The sequence below is a fragment of the Nocardia sp. NPDC059228 genome, from assembly GCF_042754245.1.
In the GTDB taxonomy this organism is placed as follows: Bacteria; Actinomycetota; Actinomycetes; order Mycobacteriales; family Mycobacteriaceae; genus Nocardia.
Genome location: NZ_JBHZAL010000016.1, coordinates 16,648 through 34,187, shown reverse-complemented (window position 1 = coordinate 34,187; position 17,540 = coordinate 16,648). Strand labels below are relative to the sequence as shown.

Genomic DNA, 17,540 nt, shown 5'->3' with positions numbered 1-17,540 from the left:
GTTCCGCCGCGCTCAGAACAAGGGGTCGTGGCGGATGTTCTCGGTGGGGGTGCCCGCGGCCATGAGGCGGAACTTGGTGGTCTGCACCATGGACGGCGCGCCGACGATCTGCACGTCCCGGTCGCCCCAGGAGCCGCGGCTCGCCACGATCTTGCCGATCTGACCGACCACCCGCGGCTGCAGGCCCGGATACTCGCGGATCCCGTCGGAGCCGTCGAAGTGCCACCACGGGTTCTCGGTGGATTCGGTGACCGGGTGCACGTTGAGCCACTTGTTGGCGCAGGCCAATTGGCTCAGCACCTCGAGATCGTAGAGATCGCACGGGTAGTGGCCGCCGACGAACAGATCCACCTTGGGGTTGGAGCGCCGGGCGGTCATGGCCATGAGCTGGGCGCGCAGCGGGGCGATGCCGGTGCCGCAGCCGATCATGAGCAGCTTGCGGCGGGTGTTGCGGGGCACGCCGAGGCCGCCCAGTGGCGAGCCGATCAGCCACTGCTCGCCGACCCGGCTGTGGCCGACCATGGCCGGGCTGACCCAGCCGCCGGTGACGCCGCGGATGTGGAATTCCAGCTCGCCGCCGGCATTCGCGGGGATGGCCGGGGACAGGTAGCGCCACATGCGCGGGCGGGACGGGATCTGCACGCTCATGTACTGACCGGCCGCGTACTGCATGGGCTGGTCCAGCCGCAGGCGCACGATGGCCAGGTTGCGCAGTACTTCCCGGTGCTCGATGACGGTGCCGGTCCATACCGGCGGGGTGGTCTCCTGCTCGGCCGCGTTGATCATGGTGCCGGCGATGACGCCGATGCCCTCGTCCCAGGCGCGCCCGATCTCGTCGGTCCAGATCTCGGTGCCGGCGTAGGCCTCCAGCGCGCTCTTGAGCGATTTCCCCACGGCCTCATAGTGTTCGGCCACCACCCCGTACTTGCGGTGATCGCGCCCGAGCTGGGCCAGGAAGGGCAGCAACCGGTCCGGCTCCTCCAGCCGGTCCACTACATAGGCGATGGCCTTGACCAGCCGGTCGCGCTGGGCGTCCAGGGCGGCGGGGAAGTGGTCGCGTACGTGGGGGTACTCCGTGAAGAGGATGGAGTAGAACGATCGCGCGAGTTTCTCGGGGCCACCTTCTTCCGCAGCAACCGCCTTGAACGTTGTTCTTATCAATGCGACGGTGCGCGAATCCATGTGTGTCACAACCCCATTTCGCAATCGAACGCAGGCGTGACCGGCGAGTGAAGTGCTGCGGGACACTCGACAGCAGCCGTTGCCAAGCAAGTGTAGGCGAGGTTAGCCAGCAACGGAACGGGACGTTTCAATAACGCGGCCTTTATTCCTCGAAAACGTGAATGTCGCGGGGTATCCGAGCCGAAAACCGACTGTTCAACCGGAACACGCCGTGAGACACAGGCTTTCGGACGGCGAACCTGCCTGATCCGTTTTGCAAGGCTCAGGAAAACAGCGATCCTGCCGCAACTGCGCCGGTCCTCGAATTCCCTTGCAGCATACGGACAAAACTCACGATTGGCATCAATTTATACCGTACCGGTCTGTTTGCAATTCACCGGCATCAAGAATTTCGCCAATCCCACAGCCCCTCAGGACAACTCAGCACATTGCCCGCAATAATCGCAAGCGGGCGAACACCCGGCCCCATCGGCAACGCCTGATACAGCAGAGAAGGGGTCGGGAGCAACCTCCCGACCCCTTACCTCTACTGCCCGTTTTCCCAAACGGGACAACTGATTTCGCGAGATCCGGGTAACTCCCCGGGTACCCCCGAAATAGCTTCGGCTCCCAACCGCCGGCACGGCTGCCCAACCCCAACGGCTCTCAGCCGCCCGCTGAATATCCGGAGAGGCGGGGGAGCTACTGCTTTCGCCGGTTTCGAGGCTGCCACACCACGAGAGCGGTGCTGCGCTGCGGCGGGGTCAGGTCGGGGCGGTACCCCGACCGGAGCCTTTCCACCTCGGCGGTCAACTCGCTCACCCGCTGCTGCAGCCCCTCCACCTGGTTGGTGAGTTCGATGATCCGTTTGATGCCGGCCAGGTTCACGCCCTCGTCCTGGGACAGGCGCTGCACCTCGCGGAGCAGCTCCACATCCCGGTCCGAGTAGCGCCGCCCGCCGCCCGAGGTACGTTGCGGCGAAACCAGACCCAGCCGGTCATAGGTGCGCAGCGTCTGGGCGTGCATGCCCGCCAGCTGCGCGGCCACCGAGATCAGGAAGTACTGGGCCTCGGTGTTCTTCGGATCGGAACTCATTACGCACCTGCCCATCCCGCACGTGGATCGAACCCGCTGGTCTTCTCCGCCTCCGAGTAGCGCCGCAGCGCCTCGGCGGCATTATCGTCCAGCTTCTGCGGTACCGCGACCTTCACCGTGACCAGCAGGTCACCGGCGCCGCCGTCACGCTTGGGCACACCGCGCCCGCGCACCCGCAGGGTCCGGCCGTCGGCGGTGCCCGGCGGCACCTTGACGCCGACACGGCCGTCCAGGGTGGGCACGGAAACCGTAGTACCCAGCACCAGTTCGGCGTACGAGACCGGCAGCACCAGGGTCAGGTCGTCGCCATTGCGGCCGAAGACCTTGTCCTGGCTGACGTGCACGGTGACGTACAGGTCACCCGGAGGCGCGCCGCGCAGGCCCGCCTCGCCCTGACCGGCCAGCCGGATCCGCTGCCCGTCGCGCACACCCGGGGGAATGCGCACGGTGATGGTGCGGGTCCGGTTCTGGATGCCGCTACCGCGGCAGTCGACACACGGGTCGTCGATGATCGATCCGGTGCCCCGGCAGTCCTCGCACGGCTCGCTGAAGCCGAACGCGCCCTGGTTCCGGCTGACCACACCGGTGCCATTGCAGTGCGGGCAGACTCGCGGGCTGGTGCCCGGCTTGGCACCACTGCCGTGGCAGGTGGTGCAGGCGGCCGGGCTGGTCATGCGCAGCGGGACGGTCACGCCCTGGGCGGCCTCGCGGAAGCCGAGGGTGGTCTCGGTCTCGACATCCGAACCGCGCCGCGGACGCGACGAGGTCCGGGTGCCACCGCGATTGAACAGTCCGCCCAGCAGATCGCCCAGGCCGCCGTCGGCGCCACCGGCTCCGGCGCCCGCGCCGAAGATGTCGCCGAGGTTGAACTCGCCGGAGAACCCGCCGCCGGGCTGACCGTAGCCACCCCCGGGCGAGAACCCGCCGCGGCCGAAACCGCCGCCGGCGAACAGCTTCCGGGCCTCGTCGTACTCCTTGCGCTTCTCCGGATCCGACAGCACGGCATTCGCCTCGCTGACGGCCTTGAACCGCTCCTCGGCCGTGCTGTCCCCGGGGTTCTTATCCGGGTGCAGGTCACGGGCCAGCTTGCGGTAGGCCTTCTTGATCTCGTCCTGGGTGGCGCCGGAGGAAACACCCAGATCCTTGTAGAAGTCCTTCTCGAGCCACTCTCGATTCACCGGGCATCTCCTCCTTTCTGTGTTGTCGGTGACGCCGGGGGCGTCTGTGCGTTGTTAATCAGTGCCAGCGGCATCGGTGCCAGCGTTCGTCGTATCCGGCTGCGCCGCAGCCAGATCCGCCACACCGTCGGTGACGCCGACCAGCGCGTGCCGCAGCACGCGATCGCCGAAGCGGTAGCCCTTGCGCATCACCATGCCGAGGATCGGGTCCGCGCCACTGCCCTCGTGCTGCACGGCCTCGTGCAGGGTCGGGTCGAAAGGCTCACCCTCCGAACCGAATTCCTCGAGGCCCTGCTTCTGCAGGGCGGTGACCAGCTTGTCCGCGACCGACTTGAGCGGTCCGTTGTCGAGGTCACCGTGGGCGCGGGCGCGATCCAGATCGTCGAGCACCGGGAGCAGTTCGCCCACGACCGCGGCCTTGGCGGTGTCGATGGCGGCCTTGCGGTCGCGCTCGACGCGGCGGCGGTAGTTGGCGTACTCCGCGGTAAGACGCTGCAGATCGGCGGTGCGCTCGGCCAATTCGGCCGTGATCGCGTCGGCGAGAGCGTCCTCACTGACCTCGGGAGTTCCCTCGGCCCCGAGGGCCGCAGCGGTGTCCGCCGCGGCCTCGAAGACCTCACCCGTGGCCGAGTCGACCATGTTTTCCGGGTTCTGATTCGTCACTTCTTCTCAGGCTCCTCGACGACCTCGGCATCCACGACGGTGTCATCGGACTGCGGCGCGCCCGCGCCGTTGCCCTGGGCGGCCTGGTCCGCGGCCGAGGCCTCGTAGATGGCCTGGCCCAGCGCCTGCGACTCGGTGGCGAGCTTCTCCACCGCGGTCTTGATGACCGAGATGTCGGTGCCCTTGAGCGCCTCGTTCGCCTCCGCGATGGCCGCCTCGACCTTGGTCTTGACGTCCGCCGGGACCTTGTCCTCGTTGTCCTTGATGAACTTCTCGGTCTGGTGCACCAGCGACTCGGCCTGGTTGCGGGTCTCCGCCTCCTCGCGACGCGCCTTGTCCTCGGCCGCGTGCGCCTCGGCGTCCTTCACCATCCGGTCGATCTCCTCCTTGGACAGGCCGGAGCCGTCCTGGATCTTGATCGTGTTCTCCTTGCCGGTGCCCTTGTCCTTGGCGGTGACGTGGACGATGCCGTTGGCGTCGATGTCGAAGGTGACCTCGATCTGCGGCACGCCGCGCGGGGCCGGCGGGATGCCGGTCAGCTCGAACGATCCGAGCAGCTTGTTGTGCGAGGCGATCTCGCGCTCACCCTGGAAGACCTGGATCTGCACGGACGGCTGGTTGTCGTCGGCCGTGGTGAAGGTCTCCGACCGCTTGGTCGGAATGGTGGTGTTGCGCTCGATCAGCTTGGTCATCACGCCGCCCTTGGTCTCGATGCCCAGCGACAGCGGGGTGACATCGAGCAGCAGGACGTCCTTGACCTCACCCTTGAGCACACCGGCCTGCAGGGCGGCGCCGACGGCGACGACCTCGTCCGGGTTCACGCCCTTGTTGGGCTCCTTGCCGCCGGTCAGTTCCTTGACCAGGTCGGACACGGCGGGCATACGGGTCGAGCCGCCAACGAGCACAACGTGATCGATGTCGCCGACCGAGATGCCGGCGTCCTTGATGACCGACTGGAACGGCTTGCGGGTGCGGTCCAGCAGATCCGAGGTGATCTTCTGGAACTCGGCGCGGGTCAGCTGCTCGTCGAGGAACAGCGGGTTCTTGTCCGCGTCGACCGTGATGTAGGGCAGGTTGATCGAGGTCGACTGCGAGGACGACAGCTCGATCTTGGCCTTCTCGGCAGCCTCGCGCAGGCGCTGCATGGCCATCTTGTCCTTGGTCAGGTCGATGCCCGAGGTGCCCTTGAACTTGTCGACCAGCCAGCCGACGATGCGCTCGTCCCAGTCGTCGCCACCGAGGTGGTTGTCACCGGAGGTGGCGCGGACCTCGACGACGCCCTCGCCGATCTCCAGCAGCGAGACGTCGAAGGTGCCGCCACCGAGGTCGAAGACCAGGATGGTCTGTTCCTTGTCGCCCTTGTCGAGGCCGTAGGCCAGCGCGGCCGCGGTGGGCTCGTTGACGATGCGGAGCACGTTCATACCCGCGATCTGGCCGGCCTCCTTGGTGGCCTGGCGCTGCGCGTCCTCGAAGTAGGCGGGGACGGTGATCACGGCGTCGGTGATCTCTTCACCCAGGTAGGCCTCGGCGTCGCGCTTCAGCTTCATCAGCACGCGCGCGGAGATCTCCTGCGGGGTGTACTTCTTGCCGTCGATGTCGACAGACCAGTCCTCGCCCATGTGGCGCTTGACGGACCGGATGGTGCGGTCGACGTTGGTGACGGCCTGGTTCTTGGCGGGCTGACCGACGAGCACCTCACCGTTCTTGGCGAAAGCGACGATCGACGGCGTGGTGCGCGATCCTTCCGAGTTGGCCACGACGACCGGTTCGCCGCCTTCGAGAACGGCGATGACAGAGTTCGTGGTCCCGAGGTCGATACCGACCGCACGAGCCATGGTGGTTCCTCCTAGTTGACGTACCTGAGCGCGCCGGAATCCCTTCCGAGCGACTCTGGCGCACTGCAATCCCAGTAACACTGAGCGTGGTCGGCTCAATCCTGCACCCGCCGGCGGCGGCGCGCAACTTGAACTTGAGTCCGACTCGCTCAACCTTGCTGACCTGTCCCAACGGGGACCGCACGTCATCTATTCCACGCGGCACAAAAAAAATTCTTCGCGGGCAGGCGCGACTCGCCGCCCTTGTGTCCACACCGGTCGGTTCGCAACTACCGGCAGGCCGGGACCGTGACCGATCAGCTGGGCGGGTAGATCGCGATCGGCTCGCCGGTGGCGGTGACCTTGAAATAGCCGTGCTGGGAGCCGTCGTCGACATAGACGGTCACCACCGGACTGCCATCGGCGCCCCGGGCGATCTCGACGTGGCCGATCCGGCCGTTGGGCACGCCCGCCGACTGCGGAGCCCCGGCGAGCAGACCCGCGATCTTCTTCAGATCCAGGACCGACATGTCGAAGATGTCCGCGCCCGGAGACCGGGCTATGTCGTCATAGGAGTGGAAGCTGCCGTCGTAGCGGATGTGCGCGTCACGTGGCGCCGACGGATCCTTACGCCGCTCGATGATCACGTAGGTGGGATAGAGGAGAACCTGGTCGGCCTTGGTGTCGCCGAAATGGTCCTGGTAGGACGCGACGAAACTGGCCAGGCCCGCGCCCGTGGTCGGGTCCGGCAGAGCGGGTTTCGGTGCGGCCGTGCGCGAGACGCAACCCGCGAACGCGCCCAGCAGCGCCGCGGCCACCAGGATCGCGGCGGCGACCCGCATGCGAGTGGACGGACCGCGCCGATTCGCACGCACCACAGGCGAATTCACCAGATTGGCGGGAATCTGCAGATCCTCCAGCACCGCGTCCAGTTCGCCGAAGGTCTTGGCCGCCATCGCCTTCGCGGTTCGTGCGGTGTACTCGCTTGCGGTGAGCTCGCCGGCGTCCCGGGCGGTGTCGAGCAGGGTGCAGGCGTCCACGCGATCGGTGTCGCGGGCCCGCAATCCCTGGGAGCGTGCATCAGCCATGGTCTCGATCTATCCCCCGAACGCCAGGGTCCGCACGATCCGGCCGTCGAGGGTCGCCTCGAGGTAGCCGTTCTCATTGGCCTTGTTGCCCACATAGATACGAACGATCGGCCCGCTGCCGGACCCTTCGATGTCGAGGTAGCTGACCGTGCCCTGATCCACCTTGGTGAGGGCCGGGGCCTGGGCCGCGAGCGCGGCGATGGCCGGCACGTTCAGCGCCGCCAGATCCGCGGTCGGCGTCTGCGGCGACCGGGTCTGCGGCTGGTCACCCTGGTCGAAGCCGCCGCGATAGGTGTAGCGGACCTTGCGGTTGGCCTGGGTCCCGCGGGTGACCACCGCGTAGTCGGGGAACAGGTCGACCTCGTCGACGATGGTGTCGCCGAACTTGGCGCGGTAGGCGGCCCGGAAGTAGTCGATGCCCTCGGCCGCCGTGAGTTTCGGCCGGGGCAGCACCATGGGCTTGATCATGCCGATGTCCACCGCGGGCGGCCCCGCGGGTGGGGAGGCCGGCCGGTCCACCGCTACGAAAGTCCCCACGGCCACCGCGATGCTGAGCGCGGCGACACCGGCCGCGAACCAGTTCTCGCGCCGCGACTTCGGCGGAATCGGATCCGGCCGGGCGTCGGCGGGCCGCTGCAGATCGTCGGTGAGCTGGGCCAGTTCGCCCAATGTCCGCGCCTCGCCGGCGAGTTCGGTGAGGGTGCGATGGTCGGCGGCGCTCAGCTGGCCGTCCGCGCGGGCAGCATCGAGCAGGGTGCAGGTGGCCTGGCGGTCGCTGTCGCGGGCCCGGGTACGCGGCGGATAGCCGCCCGCGGACGGCCGTCGCGCCCGCCGGCCGGCGGGCGTGAGGTCGGCGGTCTTGGTGCTCGGCTGCAGGTCGCCGATGAGCCGTTGCAGTTCGCCGAGGGTCTGTGCGGTCTGCGCCTGCTCGGACCGCTGGTGGTACTCCTCGACCGCGAGCTCGCCCTCCTCGAAGGCGGCGTCGAGCAGCGCCCGTGCGTTGACGCGGTCGAGGTCCCGCGCCCGCATGCGCCCGGCCGCGGGCGAATCCCCGGGCGATCCGGACGATTTCGAGCTCACGCGGGGATCGTAAACGGAACTTGGCCGTACCGCGCGGTTTCCGGCAGGGCGGTGAGCAGGGGCGGGACACGCCCGGGATGCGCGCCGACGTCCGAAATGCCGGTGTTGCACGCAACCGCCCACGAAGATCGTGAGCGTCGATTTCCGCTGGTGAGGAGGCGCGATGCAGGCAAGGTTCGGTATTTCGATCCCGCCCGTCGCGGCCGCGCTGCCGGACGTCATCGATATGACCGTGGCCGCCGACGCCGAGGGGCTGGATCTGGTCGCCATCCAGGACCATCCCTACAACGCGCAGTTCGGCGATACCTTCGCGGTGATCGGCGCCTGCCTGGCGGCCACCGGCCGGGTCAGCCTGTATCCGGGCGTGGCGAATCTGCCGCTGCGCACGCCCGCCATGATCGCCAAGCAGGCCGCCACCTTCGACCTGCTCAGCGGCGGGCGCTTCGAATTAGGTTTGGGGGCGGGCGCTTTCGAGAGCGGCGTGGTGGCCATGGGCGGGCCCGCCCGCAAGGGCCGGTCGGCGCTCATGGCCCTGGCCGAGAGCATCGCCATCATCCGGGCGGAATGGCGGCCCGGGCAGCTGGTGTCCGTGGTGGGCACCGAATACACCGTGCAGGGCATCGAGGGCGGGCCCGCGCCCGCGCACAATATCGGGATCTGGCTGGGAGCCATGGGCCCGCACGCGCTGGACCTGATCGGCTCGGCGGCCGACGGATGGGTTGCGCCGCTGCCGAATTGGATGCCCTGGGAGCAGTGGGCCGGAGCCAATGCCCGCATCGACGCGGTGGCGCGCTCGCTCGGGCGGGATCCGCGCACCATCACCCGGCTGGCGGCGCTGCCCGGCGTGGTGAGCGACCGGCCGCTACACCCGGATCCCCATGGCTCCGACCCGATTCACGGCTCCCCGGAGGAGTGGGCGGACATCATCGTCCGCCTGGCCCGCGACGCCGGGTTCGACACCTTCATCTACTGGCCGCCGGGTTTCGACGTCGACCAGGTGCAGCGTTTCGCGCGACAGGTGGTGCCCATCGCGCGAAAGCTCCTGGGCGACGGCTGAACCCGCGATCGGAGCACCGTTCGCGGACCTCCCCGAGGTTACCGCGCCGCCTTCGCGGCCTCGACCGCCTCGATCTCGGCGGGCAGTTCACCGGGCTGACCGACGCCGGTGGTGACCAGGTCGCGCAGGCTCTCGGTGATGTAGAACGTCCACGCCGGGGAACAGGAGTCGTAGCACTCGTACTCGGGAACGAGCCCGACGTGGGTGAAACGCAGCTCGGCGCCGCCGTCGGTTTCGGTGATGTCGAAATGCATTTCGGTATTCACCCACTCGGTCTTGTCCTGGACGAAGGACAGCCAGTTGTCCCTGACCAGCCAGACCACGCGACGGTTCGGCACCACCTCGGTCAGCTCGATATCACTGCGGTGGACGCCGGGGACCTCGAAGACGAAAGTGTCGCCCTGGCGCTCGGTGCCGCCCTTGATGCCCTTCCCCCACCACCCGCGGGCGTTCAGGACGGCGGCGAAGACCTCGGCGGGGGTGCGATCGACGGTGACGCTGGTGGTGAAGTTCTGATCGGTCATGGCAGGTCCCATTTCTTTCCTGAACACACAGGACGGGTCGGAGTGGACTGTCTCGCGAGAACTTACTTGCATCACGATAGTGTGGTTACTTGCATCACACAAGCGGATGAGCCAATCTGGATACATGTTGGGACGCATGTACGACGGAGAGGTGTGCTCGGCCGCCCGCACGCTGGAGATCGTGGGCGAGCGCTGGAGCCTGCTCATCGTGCGCAATGCCATGTTCGCCGGGATGACCCGGTTCACCGAGTTCCAGCGCTCGCTCGGCATCGCGCCGAACATCCTCACCAAGCGGCTCGCCGAATTCGTCGAGGCCGGAATCTTCGAGCAGCGCAGCGGCACCGGCAGCGGCCACCCCGAATATCTGCTCACCGCCAAGGGACTCGACCTGAAACCGGTCATCCTCGCGCTCACCGACTGGGGCGACCGCTGGGCGGCGCCGGACGGACCGCCGGTCACCTACCGGCACACCGGGTGCGGCGGGAAAGTCGATGTGCGCCTGGAGTGTTCGGACTGCGGCGCCGGCCCCGACCTGGCAGCGGTGACGGCCGAGCTCGCGCCGTGGGCGTACGAGAGGAAGTACGGGACGCCGACGTCACTCCAGTAGCGGGAACCGCCCCGAACGCAGCAGCCCGGCGATGGCCTCCAGCTTCGCCTGCGGCGCGGCGTAATCCGGATGCGCGCCGAGCACGGCGGCGGCATCGTGCAGGCGCACCATCTGCCGCTCCGCCTCCTCCACACTGCGCCCGCCCGGTGTGATCGGGTGCGCGGCGAAGGCGGGGCGGCGCGGATCCACCCGGCCCAGCTCGACGGCCTTCTCCACCCGCCGCGAGCACCGGCAGAACGCCTGGGGATTCGCCAGCCCGCAGGTGGATTGCAGGAAGTTCCCGAGCCGTTTCTTGGCCCGCTCCACCCGTTTCCGATACGCGGCGGGCGTCGCGCCGACGATCCAGGCGGCCTCCTCCGAGCTCACCTCGAAGACGTCGGAGAGCACGTACGCGACGCGTTCGTCGCGGCCCAGGCACTGCAGCATGGCCTGGCTGCAGTTGAGCCGCACCTCGTGGGTGAGCAGCGTGGACTCCGGGCCGCGGTAATCCTCCTCGGCCAGGCCGTCTTTCAGTCCCTCGCCGAACTGGTCGAGGCTGAGCTGCTGCGCTTCCTGCGGCGTCTGCCGCTTCAGATTCAGCAGGTAGTTGACGCCGATGCGGTAGGCCCAGGTGGTGAGCCGGGCCTCGCCGCGCCAGGTCGCGAGATTGCCGACCACCCGCAGCAGGATCTCCTGGGTGGCGTCCTCGGCGTCGGCGGGCCGCCACACCATGCGCAACGCCAGCCGGTAGACCGGATCCTGCAGCAGCCGAACGACATCCGAGACGGCGGCGCGATCGCCCTCGACGGCCCGTGCGACGAGCACGCGCTCGTCGATGTCCGATCCGGTGTCCATATCGCCAGCATAGGGATCGCGGGGCGCACCATGGTGTGCCCCGCGATCAGCCCTGCCACGGCGAAACCAGGCTAACCGGTCGAAACCGTCCGGCCGTGCGACCCGTGGATCAGGCCACGGCCGCGGTGGCAGTGAGGGCGTGGCGGTGGATCCACTGCGCGACCGCCTGCCCGATGGCATCGGGCTGGTCCTCGGGGCAGTGATGTCCCGCCGGTCCGATATTCGCGAGCTCGGCGGCGGCGAAGGTCCGCTCCGCCCACTCCACCACCTCCGGCGAGCCGAGGCCGACACCGTCCTCGACGTGCATGACCAGCTTCGGCACCTCGGGGCTCGCGGCCATCCACCGGTCGTAGTTCTCGATGATGGCGACCACGTCGGCCGGCTCGCCCTCCAGCGGGAATTCGCGCGGCCACGCCAGCATCGGCCGGCGGGACTCCGGGGTCGGATAGGGCGCGCGGTAGGCGTCCAGGGCCTCGGGGCTCAGATTCCGGGTGGCGGCGGGCAGGTTGAATTCGATGAACATATTGCGTTCCAGCACCATCTCCTCGCCTTCGGGAGAACGGAAGCGGCGGAACAGTTCCGCGCCCTGCGGCGGCATCTCCGACCAGCGCATCGGCCGCAGGAAGGTCTCCACCACGGCGATCCCGCGCACCCGCTCGGGATGCCGTGCGGCCCAGTCCATTCCGAGTGCGCCACCCCAGTCGTGGCCCACGATCACGACCTGGTCCAGGCCCAGGGCGTCGAACCAGGCATCCAGGTAGCGGGCGTGATCGACGAAGCGGTAGTCGCTGTCCGGCTTGCCGGAGGCACCCATGCCGATGAGATCGGGTGCCAGGGCGCGGGTCTCGCCGCTCACGTGCGGGATCACATTGCGCCAGAGGTAGGAGGAGGTGGGGTTGCCGTGCAGGAACACGACGGGCACCGCACCGCTGCCGGTGTCGGTGTAGTTGATGAACGAGTCCAGAACGTCGATGGCGGCCATCGTCGGTGTCCTTCCGGGTGAGTTGCCTACACCTGGTTGGACACGCGCAGGCCCGGCCTGTGACAGCGCCTAGGTGTGATCTGGGCCATACATGGGCACGGTGCCCGGCGCGACGGTCAGGCCGGGATGGACACCCGGCGTCAAGCCGTTGCCGATCGCCGTCCGCTGCAGCAGCGCGAGCAGCCGCGGCCGGTCCTCGGGGTCGAGCGCGGCGAGCAGTTCCGCGTTGAGCCCGTCGGCGATCGCGGCCGCGCGGGCGATGGCCTCGCGCCCGGCGGGCAACAGGTGCACCGCGTGGGCGCGGCGATCGACCGGATGCTTGCGCCGCTCGACCAGGCCGCGCTTCTCCAGGTCGTCGATCAGGCTGACCATGACATTCCGGTGGATCCCCAGGGCATCGCACAGCTGCTGCTGGGTCCGGCCGTCATTGGCCTCGAGCAGGCGCAGCGTGCCGTATTGCGGCGGCCTGATCCCCAGCGGCGCGAGCAACGCGTCGAAGCGGTACGCGGAATGCGATCCCAACTGCCCCAGCAGGAAGGCGGCGCTCTCGAACAGCGGTGAGTACTCGGGATCGGCGTCGGTCACCTACACAGCGTACAGCAATGCCCTAATCATGATTGCCCTCTTGTTTGATAATCACTTCAGGTGCATAGTTTGGGAAGTCGATCCAACCCCCGATAGCGAGGAGAGCTCGCCCCATGGATACCGACAATCCCCCCACCCTCGATCCACGCCGCTGGATCGCCTTCGCCGTCGTGCTGGCCGCCGGATTCATGGACCTGCTCGACGTCACCATCGTCAATGTGGCCGTGCCGAGCATCCAGAAGGACCTGGGCGCGGCCTACTCGCAGATCGAATGGATCATCGCCGCGTACGTGCTGTCCTTCGCGGCCGTACTCATCACCGGCGGGCGGCTCGGCGACATCTACGGCCGCAAACGCCTGTTCCTGCTCGGCATGGCCGGATTCACCGCGGCCTCGCTGGCCTGCGGCCTGGCCTCCTCACCCACACTGCTCATCGGCTCGCGGTTCGTCCAGGGCGCGATGGCCGGGCTCATGGTGCCGCAGATCCTCGCCATCATTCGCGTCACCTTCCCGAAGGACGAGCGCGCCAAGGCCATTGCCGTCTACAGCGGCGTCGGCGGATCCGCGTCCGCGGTCGGCCTGTCCCTGGGCGGGCTGCTGGTGCAGTGGAATCTCTTCGATCTGAGCTGGCGCCCCATCTTCCTGGTGAACGTGCCGGTCGGCCTGATCGCACTGGCCGCCGCGGCCCGGGTGATGCGGGATTCGCGGTCCGCGCACGCGCCGCGCCTGGACATCGTCGGCATGGTGCTCGCCATTTCCGCGGTGCTGCTGCTGGTGTATCCGCTCACCGAGGGCCGTCGATTGGACTGGCCCGCCTGGACTTTCGTCATGATGGGCGCGGCGGCCGTGGCCTTCGCCGCCTTCGTGGTCTACGAACGGTGGCGCAGCCGCAACGGCGGATCACCCCTGATCGACCTGGACCTGTTCCGGTCGCGGCCGTTCACCGTCGGCCTGGCGAGCTGGCTGCTGTTCTGGATCGGCTTCGGCGGGTTCTTCCTGATCTGGACGCTGTTCATGCAGGCCGGGCTGGGCTGGTCGCCCATGCGGGCCGGCCTGACCTCGGTGTTCTTCGCGGTCGGCGCGGGCATCGGAGCGGGCGTGTCGGTCAGCGTGCTGGCGCCGCGGTTCGGCAAGTGGGTGCTGCTCGCGGGCGGCCTGGTGACGGCGGGCGGGTTCGCGCTGTACGGCGCGATGGCCGCCCGGTACGAATCCGATTTCGCCTCCTGGCAGATGGTGTTGCCGCTCATCGTGACCGGCATCGGATTCGGCATCGTGGTCGCGCCGACCATCGACATGCTGCTCGGGCAGATTCCCGACCGCGAGGCCGGGGCGGCATCCGGGCTGCTGAACACCGGTCAGCAGCTGGGGATGGCCCTGGGCGTGGCACTGGTCGGCATTCTGTTCTTCGCCCAGCTGGATCACGACTCGGCGCGCGGCGTGGACTCCGTTGCCGCGCAGACCCGGACGGAGCTGGCGGCGGCCGGGGTGCCCGGGCCCGCGCAGGAGCAGATCCTCGCGAACTTCCGGGCCTGTGTGCGGGACCGCTCCGCGGAGGTGGATCCCTCCGTCATCCCGGCGAGCTGCCAGTCTCGGGCCGCCAATCCGGCTGTCGGCCAGGCCCTCGCGCATGCGGGTGAACAGGCCAATGCGGTCAACTTCGCCCACACCTTCGACTACACGCTGGTGTGGGGCATCGGGCTGATGGCGCTGGTGTGCCTCGGATTCCTGGCGCTGCCGCGTGACGCCCGGCTCGAGCAGCACGAGGTGGAGACCGAGGAGGAACTCGTGGGAGTCTGACCCCACCCGGCGGGATCCGGACACGGAGTCCGGCAAAACGGCCGCGGGTTCGGTGATTCACCGGACCCGCGGTCCGTTCCGGTGAAGAATCCACAGTGTCACCGGCATTCGACAGGAGTCAGGCATGCGCGCGACCGTGGTCAGCAAGGGCGAATTCCAGGTCGAGGACCTGCCCACCCCCGTACCCGGGCCCGGTCAGGTACTGCTGTCCGTCACCCGCTGCGGCATCTGCGGGTCCGACCTGCACGCCCGCCTGCACTGCGACGAACTCGCCGACCTGGCCGCCGCCACCGGCTACGACCACTTCATGCGCTCCGACCAGCGGATCGTCATGGGACACGAATTCACCGGCGAGATCGCCGAATACGGTCCCGGCACCCGCCGCCGCTGGAAGCCCGGCACCCCGGTGGTGGCGCTGCCCATCCTGCGCACCGGCCGGCAGCCCGAACTCACCGGACTGTCCGCCAACGCGCCCGGCGGCTACGCCGAGCAGGTGCTGGTGCAGGAACCCATGACCTTCCCGGTCCCCAACGGCCTCTCCCCCGACCACGCCGCCCTCACCGAACCGATGGCGGTGGGCTGGCACGCGGTCCGCCGCAGCCGGATCAGCAAGGGACAGACCGCCTTCGTCGTCGGGTGCGGTCCCATCGGGCTGGCCGTCATCTCCATGCTGAAGGCGGCCGGCGTGCGCACCGTGATCGCCAGCGACTTCTCGCCGCGCCGCCGCGAACTCGCGGGCCGGTGCGGGGCCGATGTGGTGGTCGACCCCACCGTCGAATCACCGTGGGAGGCAACGCCGAAGAAGCCGCGGATCACCGGCGCCTCCGACATCCTCAATCTGGGCTTCGACGCCATGGAACGGCTGCGGCGCATCCCGAACTTCCCCTGGTGGTACCTGTTCCGCGTCGCGCACACCCTCGACCGCGGTCCGGCGGGGCCCGTCGTCTTCGAATGCGTCGGCGTGCCCGGCATCATCGACCAGATCCTCACCGCCGCACCGCCATTGACCCGCGTGGTGGTCGTGGGGGTGTGCATGCAGCAGGACGCCTTCCATCCCGCCGCCGCCATCAACAAGGAGATCGAGCTGCGATTCGTCCTCGGCTACGACCCGGGCGAATTCCGCGACGCCCTCCATATGATCGCCGACGGGAAGGTGGATCCCAGCCCGCTGATCACCGGGACCGTCGGCCTCGACGGCATCGACGCGGCCTTCACCACCCTCGCCTCCCCCGAGCACCACGCCAAGATCCTGATCGACCCGCGCAGCGACCGCACCGCCCCCTGACGCCGGGCGCCTAGTGGCCGGGCCGCCGCAGCGCCGGGAAAGGCGTGGTCGGAGGCTCGTGCAGGATGTCCAGCAGGCCCTCCGCGCTGCGGGCCGCGGTCAGGCAGGCATTCGCGGTGAATTGATCGGCCAGCGGGTGGCGGGCCCGGGCCCGCCACTTCTGGACCGCGGCCAGGGCCGCCTCGCGCTGGGTGGCGAGATCGGTGTGGGCGGACAGGCCCAGTCGCAGCGTAGGAGCCACGCCGGTGCCGCCGATGAGGCGGTTCAGTTCGGCCAGATCCTCTGGGGGCAGGGGCAATTCGTCCGAGCGCAGGTGCGCTAGCAGGCGGAGTTCGGCGAAGCCGTGCACGTCGGCGAGCAGGGTGCGCACCCGCGGCAGCAGGGCATCGGCCGCCGAACCCGGGTTGGCGGTGAGAATGCGGGCCAGGGCGGTGAGGGCCGAATGGGCCTTCAATTCATCGGCGCGCTGGGCGAATTGGACGTCCAGGACGGTGCGGAGTTCGTCGAGGCCACTGCGGTCGGACAATTCGGCCGCCAGGGCCTGCGAGCCGCGGACACCGAGACGGATCAGGGTGACGGCCAAGCGGATTCCGAACAAACCGAAGCGGGCCGTCAGGTGGGCGCGCAACTCGGCCGGGACCGGCAGCGGCAGATCGGGATGGGCGAAGCGGTCCGCCGACAGCAGGGCCGCGGTCAGCTCGTCCACCGGGATGGCGGCCAGCGCCTCGAAGGCATCGTATTCCCGCTGGCGCAGCGTGGCGGCGGCGAACGCGAGCAGGCCCGCCACCGGAATCACGGACTGGCACAGGCCCGTTCGCTCCAGCTCGGTCGCGAAGCGGGCGGCCACATCGCGGGCGGAATGCAGGGCGTCGATGCGCCCGGCGCCGATCTCGTCGGCCCGCGACACCACGCCCACCACGCCCAGCGGGCCCGAGAATGACTGCGGCGCACCGGAACTCGCGCTCGTTCCGGCGCCGATGCGCTCCAGGAAGTCCACATCGGCGGCGTCGAGACGACGCAGTAGATAGAGCACGGCATCGGCGGGCGGCAGCGCCGGGCCCGGGCCGCCCGGCGTGAGCAGCCGCGACGTGCGCGCCGACACCTCCCGCGACAGCGAGGAGATGCCGGGCGTATCGATGATGGTGGTCTGCGCCAGCTCGGCCGACGGCCACTCCACCGCCAGGTGGTCCACCTCGCGCGGCGCGGGGGCGTTCCAGCGCAGCGCCGACAGATCGAAGGTGAGCCCGTGCGCGCCCGGCAGTCCCTCGGCCCCGCGGCCGCGCCGCACCACCACATCGGCGCGCGCCCCGTCCAGGCTGAACGCGGTCACCCGCGGCGCGGTCCCATTGCGGTACCAGGTGACCAGCCGCGTGCACTCGGTCGCGTCGGTAGGCGCGATGTCCTGCCCGACCAGCGCGTTCAACAGCGTCGACTTACCCGCCTTGAGCTGGCCCGCCAACGCCACCCGCAGCGGCTCGTCCAGCCGCCGCGCGCACTCGTCCAGCTGGCCGCGCACCCGCGGCCGCTCGCCCAGCGCCCGCCGCGCCGCCGCCACCAGCCCACGCGTCTCCGGCACCAGCCCATACCCGACACCGCTCGCGTCGTCCCTCATAGGCTCCCGATTCCGAAGCACACCGCACCTCCACGCATCGCAAGGCATTCGCCCGGCCACGCCGAATCGTTATCAGAACCGCCCAGCTCTCACAGCCGATTCCCAGTTCCGAGAGGCAGCTCACCACAGCGCGAACCGGGCTGCCCAACCCTTGATCTTGCCCGGCCCGGACGTGAACG

At 68.9% G+C, this 17,540-nt stretch carries 16 protein-coding genes; 4 read left to right on the top strand and 12 right to left on the bottom strand.

Annotation, left to right across the window (positions count from 1 at the left end; translation table 11 throughout):
* Positions 1–12: 12 nt before the first annotated feature.
* The 7 genes from ACFXKA_RS23870 to ACFXKA_RS23840 all read right to left on the bottom strand — a co-directional run bounded on the left by ACFXKA_RS23870 (position 13) and on the right by ACFXKA_RS23840 (position 8,079).
* Complete coding sequence (locus ACFXKA_RS23870) at positions 13–1,182, bottom strand: globin domain-containing protein (protein ID WP_379428975.1); 1,170 nt, start codon at positions 1,180–1,182, stop codon at positions 13–15.
* Between the two features lie 681 nt (positions 1,183–1,863).
* Entirely contained in the window at positions 1,864–2,256 is a 393-nt protein-coding gene (locus ACFXKA_RS23865) for a heat shock protein transcriptional repressor HspR (protein WP_379428974.1), read from the bottom strand.
* The gene (gene dnaJ / locus ACFXKA_RS23860; protein WP_354843309.1) at positions 2,256–3,434 is read right to left on the bottom strand and encodes a molecular chaperone DnaJ; all 1,179 of its coding nucleotides are present in this window, start codon (positions 3,432–3,434) and stop codon (positions 2,256–2,258) included. The genes ACFXKA_RS23865 and dnaJ overlap by 1 nt, the downstream gene beginning before the upstream one ends.
* Before the next feature lie 54 nt (positions 3,435–3,488).
* The gene (gene grpE / locus ACFXKA_RS23855; protein WP_379401329.1) at positions 3,489–4,073 is read right to left on the bottom strand and encodes a nucleotide exchange factor GrpE; all 585 of its coding nucleotides are present in this window, start codon (positions 4,071–4,073) and stop codon (positions 3,489–3,491) included.
* A gap of 20 nt (positions 4,074–4,093) precedes the next feature.
* On the bottom strand, positions 4,094–5,932 hold the full coding sequence (gene dnaK, locus ACFXKA_RS23850; RefSeq protein ID WP_364619978.1) for a molecular chaperone DnaK: 1,839 nt from the start codon (positions 5,930–5,932) through the stop codon (positions 4,094–4,096).
* Between the two features lie 296 nt (positions 5,933–6,228).
* Positions 6,229–6,999 (bottom strand): DUF1707 domain-containing protein, encoded by a 771-nt coding sequence (locus ACFXKA_RS23845; protein ID WP_379428973.1) that lies wholly within the window; start codon positions 6,997–6,999, stop codon positions 6,229–6,231.
* A 9-nt stretch (positions 7,000–7,008) separates the two neighbouring features.
* A complete protein-coding gene (locus ACFXKA_RS23840) occupies positions 7,009–8,079 on the bottom strand; it encodes a DUF1707 domain-containing protein (protein WP_379428972.1) in 1,071 nt (356 codons plus the stop codon).
* A 163-nt stretch (positions 8,080–8,242) separates the two neighbouring features.
* Between ACFXKA_RS23840 and ACFXKA_RS23835 the strand changes: the two genes are divergently transcribed.
* On the top strand, positions 8,243–9,136 hold the full coding sequence (locus tag ACFXKA_RS23835; RefSeq protein ID WP_354843295.1) for an LLM class flavin-dependent oxidoreductase: 894 nt from the start codon (positions 8,243–8,245) through the stop codon (positions 9,134–9,136).
* Positions 9,137–9,174: 38 nt separating this feature from the next.
* On the opposite strand, the gene ACFXKA_RS23830 is transcribed toward ACFXKA_RS23835, so the two are convergent.
* Positions 9,175–9,660, bottom strand: coding sequence for an SRPBCC domain-containing protein (locus ACFXKA_RS23830; RefSeq protein ID WP_354843292.1), 486 nt, complete (start codon positions 9,658–9,660; stop codon positions 9,175–9,177).
* Positions 9,661–9,784: 124 nt separating this feature from the next.
* On the opposite strand from ACFXKA_RS23830, the gene ACFXKA_RS23825 reads away from it, so the two are divergent.
* Positions 9,785–10,267, top strand: a complete 483-nt coding sequence (locus ACFXKA_RS23825) for a winged helix-turn-helix transcriptional regulator (RefSeq protein ID WP_379428971.1) — start codon at positions 9,785–9,787, stop codon at positions 10,265–10,267.
* Here the strand turns inward: ACFXKA_RS23825 and ACFXKA_RS23820 are convergent.
* The 3 genes from ACFXKA_RS23820 to ACFXKA_RS23810 all read right to left on the bottom strand — a co-directional run bounded on the left by ACFXKA_RS23820 (position 10,256) and on the right by ACFXKA_RS23810 (position 12,668).
* Positions 10,256–11,101 (bottom strand): RNA polymerase sigma factor, encoded by an 846-nt coding sequence (locus tag ACFXKA_RS23820; protein ID WP_379428970.1) that lies wholly within the window; start codon positions 11,099–11,101, stop codon positions 10,256–10,258. The two genes, ACFXKA_RS23825 and ACFXKA_RS23820, sit on opposite strands and share 12 nt — an antisense overlap.
* Positions 11,102–11,210: 109 nt before the next feature.
* The gene (locus tag ACFXKA_RS23815) at positions 11,211–12,083 is read right to left on the bottom strand and encodes a haloalkane dehalogenase (protein WP_379428969.1); all 873 of its coding nucleotides are present in this window, start codon (positions 12,081–12,083) and stop codon (positions 11,211–11,213) included.
* A 69-nt stretch (positions 12,084–12,152) separates the two neighbouring features.
* Positions 12,153–12,668, bottom strand: coding sequence for a MarR family winged helix-turn-helix transcriptional regulator (locus ACFXKA_RS23810; protein ID WP_379428968.1), 516 nt, complete (start codon positions 12,666–12,668; stop codon positions 12,153–12,155).
* 113 nt (positions 12,669–12,781) lie between these two features.
* On the opposite strand from ACFXKA_RS23810, the gene ACFXKA_RS23805 reads away from it, so the two are divergent.
* A complete protein-coding gene (locus tag ACFXKA_RS23805; protein ID WP_379428966.1) occupies positions 12,782–14,464 on the top strand; it encodes an MFS transporter in 1,683 nt (560 codons plus the stop codon).
* 124 nt (positions 14,465–14,588) lie between these two features.
* Positions 14,589–15,749 carry a zinc-binding dehydrogenase gene (locus ACFXKA_RS23800; RefSeq protein ID WP_379428965.1) on the top strand — a complete coding sequence of 387 codons (1,161 nt, stop codon included), beginning with the start codon at positions 14,589–14,591 and terminating at the stop codon, positions 15,747–15,749.
* A 10-nt stretch (positions 15,750–15,759) separates the two neighbouring features.
* Here the strand turns inward: ACFXKA_RS23800 and ACFXKA_RS23795 are convergent, their stop codons facing one another.
* Positions 15,760–17,361: a dynamin family protein gene (locus ACFXKA_RS23795; RefSeq protein WP_379428964.1), complete on the bottom strand. Its 1,602-nt coding sequence runs from the start codon at positions 17,359–17,361 to the stop codon at positions 15,760–15,762.
* Between the last annotated feature and the right edge of the window lie 179 nt (positions 17,362–17,540).